This is a genomic window from Mesorhizobium sp. M2A.F.Ca.ET.067.02.1.1 (genome assembly GCF_004023285.1).
GTDB lineage: Bacteria > Pseudomonadota > Alphaproteobacteria > Rhizobiales > Rhizobiaceae > Mesorhizobium.
The window spans coordinates 1-8,391 of the sequence record NZ_RZSB01000208.1; the positions used below are offsets into that span (position 1 = coordinate 1).

The 8,391-nt window shown below is 63.7% G+C and carries 11 protein-coding genes and 1 pseudogene; 2 read left to right on the plus strand and 10 right to left on the minus strand.

Annotated elements, in window-relative coordinates; genetic code table 11:
* The 8 genes and pseudogenes from EOA28_RS16060 to EOA28_RS16100 all read right to left on the minus strand — a co-directional run.
* Positions 1–214, minus strand: a pseudogene (locus tag EOA28_RS16060) (amidase); the annotation flags it as partial.
* A gap of 2 nt (positions 215–216) precedes the next feature.
* On the minus strand, positions 217–1,122 hold the full coding sequence (locus EOA28_RS16065; RefSeq protein ID WP_127249516.1) for a ribokinase: 906 nt from the start codon (positions 1,120–1,122) through the stop codon (positions 217–219).
* A 195-nt stretch (positions 1,123–1,317) separates the two neighbouring features.
* Positions 1,318–1,797: a hypothetical protein gene (locus tag EOA28_RS16070; protein ID WP_189342061.1), complete on the minus strand. Its 480-nt coding sequence runs from the start codon at positions 1,795–1,797 to the stop codon at positions 1,318–1,320.
* Complete coding sequence (locus EOA28_RS16075) at positions 1,775–2,326, minus strand: hypothetical protein (protein ID WP_127249514.1); 552 nt, start codon at positions 2,324–2,326, stop codon at positions 1,775–1,777. The genes EOA28_RS16070 and EOA28_RS16075 overlap by 23 nt, the downstream gene beginning before the upstream one ends.
* Entirely contained in the window at positions 2,293–2,685 is a 393-nt protein-coding gene (locus EOA28_RS16080) for a hypothetical protein (protein ID WP_126081201.1), read from the minus strand. Before EOA28_RS16080 ends, EOA28_RS16075 begins: the two co-directional genes overlap by 34 nt.
* A gap of 38 nt (positions 2,686–2,723) precedes the next feature.
* Entirely contained in the window at positions 2,724–3,194 is a 471-nt protein-coding gene (locus EOA28_RS16085; RefSeq protein WP_126081202.1) for a hypothetical protein, read from the minus strand.
* 238 nt (positions 3,195–3,432) lie between these two features.
* The gene (locus tag EOA28_RS16090) at positions 3,433–4,338 is read right to left on the minus strand and encodes a methylated-DNA--[protein]-cysteine S-methyltransferase (protein WP_127249513.1); all 906 of its coding nucleotides are present in this window, start codon (positions 4,336–4,338) and stop codon (positions 3,433–3,435) included.
* Positions 4,339–4,643: 305 nt separating this feature from the next.
* Entirely contained in the window at positions 4,644–5,138 is a 495-nt protein-coding gene (locus EOA28_RS16100) for a DUF2244 domain-containing protein (protein WP_126081204.1), read from the minus strand.
* Positions 5,139–5,161: 23 nt separating this feature from the next.
* Between EOA28_RS16100 and nth the strand changes: the two genes are divergently transcribed.
* Positions 5,162–5,968 carry an endonuclease III gene (gene nth / locus EOA28_RS16105; protein ID WP_127249512.1) on the plus strand — a complete coding sequence of 269 codons (807 nt, stop codon included), beginning with the start codon at positions 5,162–5,164 and terminating at the stop codon, positions 5,966–5,968.
* 117 nt (positions 5,969–6,085) lie between these two features.
* Here nth and EOA28_RS16110 read toward each other — a convergent pair whose 3' ends face one another.
* Positions 6,086–6,541 (minus strand): DUF2214 family protein, encoded by a 456-nt coding sequence (locus tag EOA28_RS16110; RefSeq protein ID WP_126081206.1) that lies wholly within the window; start codon positions 6,539–6,541, stop codon positions 6,086–6,088.
* Between the two features lie 277 nt (positions 6,542–6,818).
* On the opposite strand from EOA28_RS16110, the gene EOA28_RS16115 reads away from it, so the two are divergent.
* Complete coding sequence (locus EOA28_RS16115; RefSeq protein WP_127249511.1) at positions 6,819–7,373, plus strand: GNAT family N-acetyltransferase; 555 nt, start codon at positions 6,819–6,821, stop codon at positions 7,371–7,373.
* A gap of 1 nt (position 7,374) precedes the next feature.
* Here EOA28_RS16115 and EOA28_RS16120 read toward each other — a convergent pair.
* A partial coding sequence (locus tag EOA28_RS16120) for an EAL domain-containing protein (protein WP_128315046.1) occupies positions 7,375–8,391 on the minus strand: 1,017 nt, incomplete at its 5' end.

Genomic DNA, 8,391 nt, shown 5'->3' on the forward strand with positions numbered 1-8,391 from the left:
CGGCGTTGTCGGCTGCGGCCAGGATGTCGGCGCGCTCGCGCAGCGACACGATCGCATTGACCAGCGGGTTGACGGCCTCGATGCGGTCAAGGAAAGCCCTGACGACTTCACGCACCGACAATTGCCGTTGCCTGATCCTGTCGGCGAGCGCGACGGCGGAGAGACGGCAGATATCGCCGGCCGGCGGCAGGGCATGCTTGGTGACGGGACGCATGCTTAATGCGTTCCCGCCAGGGCAGCGTCGACATCCTTGGCCAATGGGATCGCCGGCTGCGCGCCTGGCTTCAGGCAGGCAAGCGAGCCGGCCGCGGCGGCGCGGGTCAGCGCATCCCCAAGCGACAAGCCGGACGAGAGGCCGGCGCCGAAATAGCCGCAAAAAGTGTCGCCGGCGCCGACGGTGTCGACCGGCGTGATCTTCAGCGCCGGGATTGTGAGGAAATCGTCCGGCGTTGCGGCCAGCACGCCGTCGCCGCCCAGCGTGACGACGATGGCGCGGCTGGTCTTTTGGGCATAGTCGCGCATGCGGGCCGGGCGGTCGCGCCCCGAAAGCGCCAGCGCCTCGCCATAGAGATCGAATTCGGTCTCGTTGGCGACGGCATAGTCGGCTTTGGCGACGAAGCCGGCTGCCTCGGCACGGAAGGGTGCGGTGTTGAGCACGCTGACGGCGCCCGCCGCGCGCGCCGCGTCAAGCGTGGCTTCTACCGTCTGCAGCGGGATCTCATGCTGCAAGAGCACAACATCGCCCTTTTTTAGATAGGCCTTGGTGACATCGCCCGGCACCACCGAATCATTGGCGCCCGGCACGACGGCGATGACGTTTTCGCCGTCGGCGCCGACCAGGATCAGCGCCGTGCCGGTGGAGGCGAAGCTTTGGCCGACACCGGAGAGATCGACATTGCCGGCCTTGAGAAGGGCGAGCGCTTCGGGGGCAAAGCTATCCTTGCCGACCGCGCCCACCATGCGCACCTGGGCTCCCGCGCGCGCCGCGGCCAGTGCCTGGTTGGCGCCCTTGCCGCCGGGGGCGGTGGCGAAGCTCGAGCCGCGCACCGTCTCGCCGGGTTCCGGCAGGCGGTCGACATTGGCGATGAGATCGAGGTTGATCGAGCCGACAACGATAATCACAAGAACTGCCTCCCGTTGAAGCGGCCCGGCCCGTGCTTGATAAGCGGGCCCGCTCCAAGATTCTGCTTGTTACAATTCCTGGCGAAATGGGCGGCGAAGCGCCAGTCCTGGAATTGCATGCTGGGCGCGAAGCTAGCCGCAAAGACCGCCAGTTGCCAGATCACGCTGGTTGCGCAGGCTCTCGGCCCACAGGCATCATTCGCAGCGCACCGTAACCGTGCCTTGATAGTTGCCCGCCGGGAAGATGCCGGGCGACTTGGTGGCGGTGAGATCGACCTGGATGGTGTGGGTGCCGTTGGTCACCCGCTGCGGCGAGCTGCCCGGTATGTCCACGCCTGAGCCGTCGAGGCGGAAGACGGAGGCGAAGGAGACATTGGTGTCGCCGCCGCTCGGTGCCGAGGTGAAGGCGATCGGCGCCGGCGCGGAAATGGTATAGCAGTCCAGCAGGTTTAGGATGGAACACAGCGTCGAGTTCGCTGTGATGGTGGCGCCGGCGCTCGACCCGCCTGCCTGCTTTGAGCCGAAGATGTTGATGGCGGGGTTCGATTTCATCGTCCCCGAGGCGCCGATCATGATCGTGCAGGTGCCGATGATCGCCGCCTGCGCCGGAAGGCAGAGACCGGCAAGCGCCGCTATCGCCAACAGCGCGCTTCTATTTCCGCTTCTTCTTCTCATTGCCGGTCGTGCCTCTGATGGTCCAGCCTTCATTGGCCCATCCCGCTGATTTGACTTGGGCCGCGCTGGCTTGGGACGCAGCGTCCTGGGGTGGCGAGGCGGGCACACTTCCCGTCGTCTGGCCGTCGGCGCCGAGGCCCATTTTGAGCAGCTTCAATTCCATCTGCAGGCGCTCGACTTCCAGCTCGTAGAGGCGGCTGCAATCGACGCGTTTGGGCGTCCGCCCGATCGGAATCACCACGCGGCCATAGGTGGCGATGTCGCTGTTGGTCTGGTTGCTTGAGTTGTTGCCGCGGATGACGCCGAGGTCGAGATAGGCGCCGCTGCCGGAAACGGCTGAGCGGCAGGTCGTGCCGTCGCTGGCATGAACTTCGTCCTGGCCCTGGGGCAAGGTGACGCCGGGCAGGCTGAAACCGGTCTGGTTCTGATTCAGGTTCAGGATATCCTCGGCAAGTCCCCGACCGACGACAGCCAGGGCGGGCAGCAAGGACAAGGTCAGAACCTGCGATGCCCGAAGAACTTTCCGCATATCTGTGCCCTTATCTGGGTCTGCTCGCTTGGAAAGGGGATACTCTCGGTACAGATACGCACTTTACGCTCGTTCGCGCCGTCGAACGGGACGACCACCAGGACCGGGCGCGACGCTTGGCCGGCCAGAAGGAACGCGCTCGGCGTGATCCTGGCCGCGACAGGCTGGAAATCCTGGTCGTAGACATGGACCTCGACGCGGATGCGCTGGTTGTACGGGTTGCCCGGAAAGACACGGACAGCAAAGGCATCGGTGAAGGATCGCACCTCGCCCCGCATCGGCGTCATCGACTGGCCGGTCGCCGCTACGGGAGGCAGCGCGGCGATCAGGCCTGCCGCCAGGATTGCAATTCTTCTCAATGCGATTCTTCTCAAGGACCGCTCCTTTCGCGTGAGGACTATTCGCAGCGCAGCGTCACCGTTGCCTGGTAGTTGCCGGCGGAGAACCGGTTCGTGCCGCTCTTGGTGCCGGCGAGATTGACCGCCACCGTCGATGTGCCGGGCACCGTCAGCGCGGTCGCGGTGCCGGTTTCGGCAATCGTCTGCGCGCCTGAAGTGGCGAAGGTCGGAGTCCATGTCGTCGCCGTCGTGTCCGAGGCCGGCACGGTCGTCGTTGTCACCGGGTCCACGCTGAGCGAGACGCCGCCCGTCGTATCGACCTGAGCGCTGCCTGCCGAGCCGCCGGCATTGTGCGAGCTCAGCGACTGAAGATTGCTGCTCACGGTCATCGTGCCGTTGGAGTTGATCGTGATGGTGCAGGTCGCGGTGATCGTGCCGTTGAAAAGCACGTTTCCGGTAGCGGCCGATGCCGTCTGGCAGGCGCAGGCGGCCAGCAGGCCTGCTGCCATTGCGGCCCGAGCGATTTTCATTGAGATCCCTCCTTCGAGCCGGATGGTGCCGGCTCAACGTCGGGTCATCTTCCCTTTATCGTGGTTAATTTAGCGTTAAGTGAAATAACGCGGGGAAGCAACTTACAAGAAAACCGACTGTAACCATAGGTTGTCGCCGGTTGCATTTCGCAAATGAATCGATCAATTATTTAGAATGTACCGATTTATATTACGATAAGCGGTTTTTTCGCAACGGCATACGAAAAAATCGAATGTTTCAGGACGTCACTTGTCCCGCTTCCCAACCGAGGATGGCGCGCTTGCGCGTCAGACCCCAGTGATAGCCGGTGAGCGCGCCGGACTTGCCCAGCGCCCGATGGCAAGGCACCACGAAGGACATCGGGTTTGCGCCTACCGCCGCACCGACGGCCCGGCTGGCGCTTGGCGCGCCGATGCTCGCCGCGATCGAGGAATAGGTGCAGGCCCTGCCCATCGGGATGCGCAGCAAGGCTTCCCAGACGCGCAGCTGGAAATCGGTGCCGATCATCACCACGCGCAGCGGCTGGTCGGCGCGCCACTTGGTCGGGTCGAAGACCCGCGCGGCGTAAGCCTGGGTGGCCGACATGTCCTCGACATAGGTCGCGTTCGGCCAGCGGCCGGACATGTCGGCGAAGGCAGCCCGCTCGCCGCCGGCATCGCAGAAGGCGAGGCCGGCGAGGCCGCGGTCGGTGACCATGATCAGCGCGATGCCGAAAGGCGAGATGTGGTAGCCGTAGCGGATGGTGAGCCCCGCGCCTCGCGTCTTGTAGTCGCCGGGCGACATCGCCTCATGGGTGATGAAGAGGTCGTGCAGCCGGCCGGGGCCGGACATGCCGAGCTCGAACGAGGTTTCCAGCAGCGGCATGCCGGAATCGAGCAGCTTGCGCGCGTGGTCGAGCGTCACCGCCTGCAGAAAGGCTTTCGGTGACAGGCCGGCCCAGCGGGTGAACAGCTTCTGCAGGCCGGTCGGCGTCTCGCCGACTTCCTCGGCCAGCACCTCCAGCGAGGGCTGGTCGCGATAGTCGAGGCTGATCTTCTCGATGGCGCGGCGCACGACATCATAGTCGCTGCCTTCCGGGGTGATATCGTTCTCAAGGATCGCGATCGGCTTCATCTGCGTATTCATGGTCATCTGCGCGTTCATGGCAATGTCTCCTTGGCCGCGAATATCGGTCTTCCAGAGCTTTGCAACCACCCGAAACTTGCCTTCCTGACGCAGGCACCCAGACCATCCTAGAAACCGGAACAAGGGGCGCTGGGCTGGTCCGCATGCTTGTTCGTCGGCCTCTGGAGGCTTATCCCCGCCATGCGCAAGGTCGGCAGGCTGCTGCGCTACCGCTTCTGATTTGCTTGACTTGCTCGGAGCATGATCTTGTCCGAACCGCAGCTCAGCGAAAGCAAAACCGGCGTCCACTTTTCGCTGACGCGGACTTCGGTTCGGGATCATGCTCAGCGCGTCTTGGCGGTCGCCAGCGCGCGCGAAAAGGCGGTGGCGAAGCTTTCGCGGTCGTCGGGATTGAGGAAGCCGCCGATCGCCACGCTCTTGCCCTGCGCTTCGACGGCCATCCTGGTGATGCCGATTTCGCTGTGGCGGGCGATCGAGAACCGCGTCCAGAACGGGTTGAAATGATGCGCCTCCGAGCGTCCGGAAGGTGCTGTCTTGCGGATGTCGAGGCTGGTGCGCGATACCGAGATTTCCTCGCGGGCGCGCGCGGCGCGATAGTTGGCGCGGAAAGCGATATAGACGGCGATCACATCGAGGCCGAAGAAGCCGAACACCGGCCAGGCGCCATGCGCCAGGAAAAAGGCGCCGGTGACCGCCCAGCCGAAGACAAGCGCCCCCATCAGGATCAGGAAACCGGTGCGGCCGAGCGAGCGGTGCGGCGTCAGCAGGGCCTGGAAAAATGGCTGGTCGGCTTCGAATGACGCGTTTGTGTCGCTCATGAGGGGATATTATAGGAAGGGACATGGCGCCTCCCAAGTCCAAAAAATCCATCGCTGTCAAAAAGCCTCAACCCGCCCCTGCCGGCGGCGGCCCGGCGGCTGGTACACGGCCGCGAAAAGCGGCTTCCCGGTCGCTCTACAGTGCCGCCGAGGTGCATGAGATCTTCAGGCGCTTTTCCGTGCAGCGGCCTGAGCCGAAAGGCGAGCTCGACTATGTCAACGCCTTCACCCTGCTGGTCGCGGTGGTGCTGTCAGCGCAGGCAACCGACGCGGGCGTCAACAAGGCGACCAAGGCATTGTTCGCGGCTGCCGACACGCCAGCCAGGATGCTGGCGCTGGGCGAGGCCAAGGTCGGCGACTACATCCGCACGATAGGGCTGTGGCGGAACAAAGCGAAGAACGTGATCGCGCTGTCGAAGGCGCTGATCGATGATTATGCGGGCCAGGTGCCGCAGGATCGAGACGAGCTGGTGAAGCTGCCGGGCGTCGGGCGCAAGACCGCCAATGTCGTGCTCAACGTCGCCTTCGGCCAGCACACGATGGCGGTCGACACGCATATCTTCCGCATCGGCAATCGGATTGGGCTGGCTCCCGGCAAGACGCCGGAACAGGTCGAGCAGGGGCTGCTCAAGGTCATCCCGGCCGAGTTCATGCGACATGCGCATCACTGGCTGATCCTGCATGGCCGCTATGTCTGCAAGGCGCGCAAGCCCGATTGCCCGGCCTGCGTGATCGCCGATATCTGCAAGTCGAAGGAAAAGACCACCGACATTCCGGCGCCGCTGATGCCGATCGCGCCGCTGGATGAGACGTTTCCGGCCGAGGCCTAAAGCGCGTCGCGATCTTTCAGTCTCGCTCCATGCGCTTTAGGTTTTTTATTTTGCGCATGTCTTTACCCCGAAACCGGTAACCACTTTCGGGAGACATGCTTTAGAGCGGGTCTGGCTCTAATAGCCGTAGCCGCGCGCCATGGCCGCGGCAAAGACCGGAATGAGCAGGAAGATGAAGCCTTCGGCGCGGACATAGTTCTTCACCGAGGCCAGTTCCGCCGCCGGCACGGCGAAAGACGGATTGCCGTTCGCCTGCCTGTTCCAGGAGAGGAAGCGCGTGGTCGGCACGATCGACAGCAGGCCGACGATGGCGAAGGCCGCCATCTTTGCCCAGAACACCCAATTGTAGACATAGAATTCCCAACCCTTCAGGCCGAAGAACACCCGGCAGATGCCGACGATGATGATCAGCGCGGCGATGATGCCGTAATGGCGGTCGATGCCGGCAAGGCGCTTCAGCGTCGCCGCACCCAGATCGTCGCGCACCAGCACGAACTCGGCCCCGATGATGCCGGCCAGCGAGAACACCAGCAGGTGATGGAGAATGGCCAATACAAGGTCAGTGGTGTCCATGTTCTTCCCTGCGCCTGGCGGCCGCGACGCGGCTGGATACTGTGTCAGAAGAGTAGCATCATCGGTCAAGATTCCCAGACGGCGAAATCGTTGCGCTGGAGGATGATCCCGGCCAGTCCTGGCCCTTGCCAGAGACGCCGGTTTGCTAGAGCAATTCCAGGAAAAGTGTGAGCGGTTTTCCGTCCGGAATTTCGTGAAAACAAAGAGTTAGTGTGTTTCACCATTTCGCGAAACGGTGAAACACACTAAGCGCTGCCGCCTCAACGAGAGGAGTGCCATGAGCATCAAGACGGAAGCTGGCGTGCCGATCCTCGAGACGGCGCGGACCATCCTGCGGCCCCATCGTCCGGGCGATTTCGAGACCTATGCCGCCATGTGGACGGAACCTGCCGTCACCCGTTTCATCGGCGGCAAGCCGCGCACGCGCGAGGAAAGCTGGATGCGCTTCCTGTGCCATGCCGGGCTGTGGTCGTTGATCGGCTACGGTTTCTGGGCGATCGAGGACAAGGCGACGGGGCGCTTCATCGGCGAGGCCGGCTTCCATGATCTGAAGCGCGAGATCGAACCTTCGATCGAAGGCGTGCCGGAAGCCGGCTGGGCCCTGGCTTCGGAGGCGCACGGCCGGGGGCTTGCGAGCGAGGTCGTCGGGCGGATCGTCGCCTGGAGCGACGAGGCGTTGGGACAAGCGAGAACCGTCTGCATCATCGATCCGGAAAACGGCGCTTCGCTGAAGGTCGCCGAAAAGAACGGTTATGGAGAGATTTTGCGGACCACCTATCACGAGAAGCCGACGATCCTGCTGGAACGGCGGGCCGGAGGGGTTGTCGCCTAGATTAGCTGGCTTTGCGGCGCAGCGTCCGCGCCAAAGTCTCCCATCCATCCGCCGTTGCATCGCGCTCGCTGCGATTGCCGCGCAGCACCGTGGTTGCGTCGAATGGCTGGGGCAGCGCGATCGCATAGCCCTGCGCGTAGTCGACGCCGATCGCTTTCAAGGCGTCGAGGATGCCTTCGCTTTCGACGAATTCGGCGATGGTGCGTTTTCCCGTCACCTTGCCGATGTGATGGATCATCTCGACCATCGCGCGGTCGATGCGGTCGTCGAGCATGTCCTTGACGAAGCTGCCGTCGATCTTGAGGTAGTCGACCGGCAAATGCTTCAGATAGGCGAAGGACGACATGCCGGAGCCGAAATCGTCGAGCGCGAAGCGGCAGCCAAGCCCGCGCAGATCGGCGATGAAGCGCATGGCTTCGGAAAGATTTGCAATGGCGCTGGTCTCGGTGATCTCCAGACAGATCGTTTCGGGGACGATGGCGTGCGCGGCGAACTGCTCGCGCATGAAGCCGAGGAAGGTCTCGTCGCCGAAGGTGGCGCCGGAGAGATTGATCGCGCAGGTGGATATCGGCGTCGCGTGCGGGTCGGCGCGCCTGGCCGCCAAGGTGGCGAAGGTGTTGCGCACCACCCAGCGGTCGATCGCCGGCATCAATCCGTAGCGCTCCGCCGCCGGGATGAAGCTCTGCGGCGTGACGAAGCTGCCGTCCTCGTCGGTCAGCCTGAGCAGGATTTCGATATGCGCGCCCTGCTCCGGGATATCGTCGCGCAGGGGCGCGATCTCTTGCGCATGCAGCCTGAAGCGGTTCTGATCCAGCGCGGCGTGCAGACGCTGCACCCAGGCCATCTCGCCGAAGCGCTCGCGCAGCGCGGTGTCGCCCTCGCTGTGGAAATGGATGCGATTGCGGCCCTTTTCCTTCGCCATGTAGCAGGCGACGTCGGCTGCGCGCAGCACCTCCTCCAGCGTCATGCCGACGTTGGCGACTTCGACCATGCCGATGCTGACGCTGATGTTGAAGGG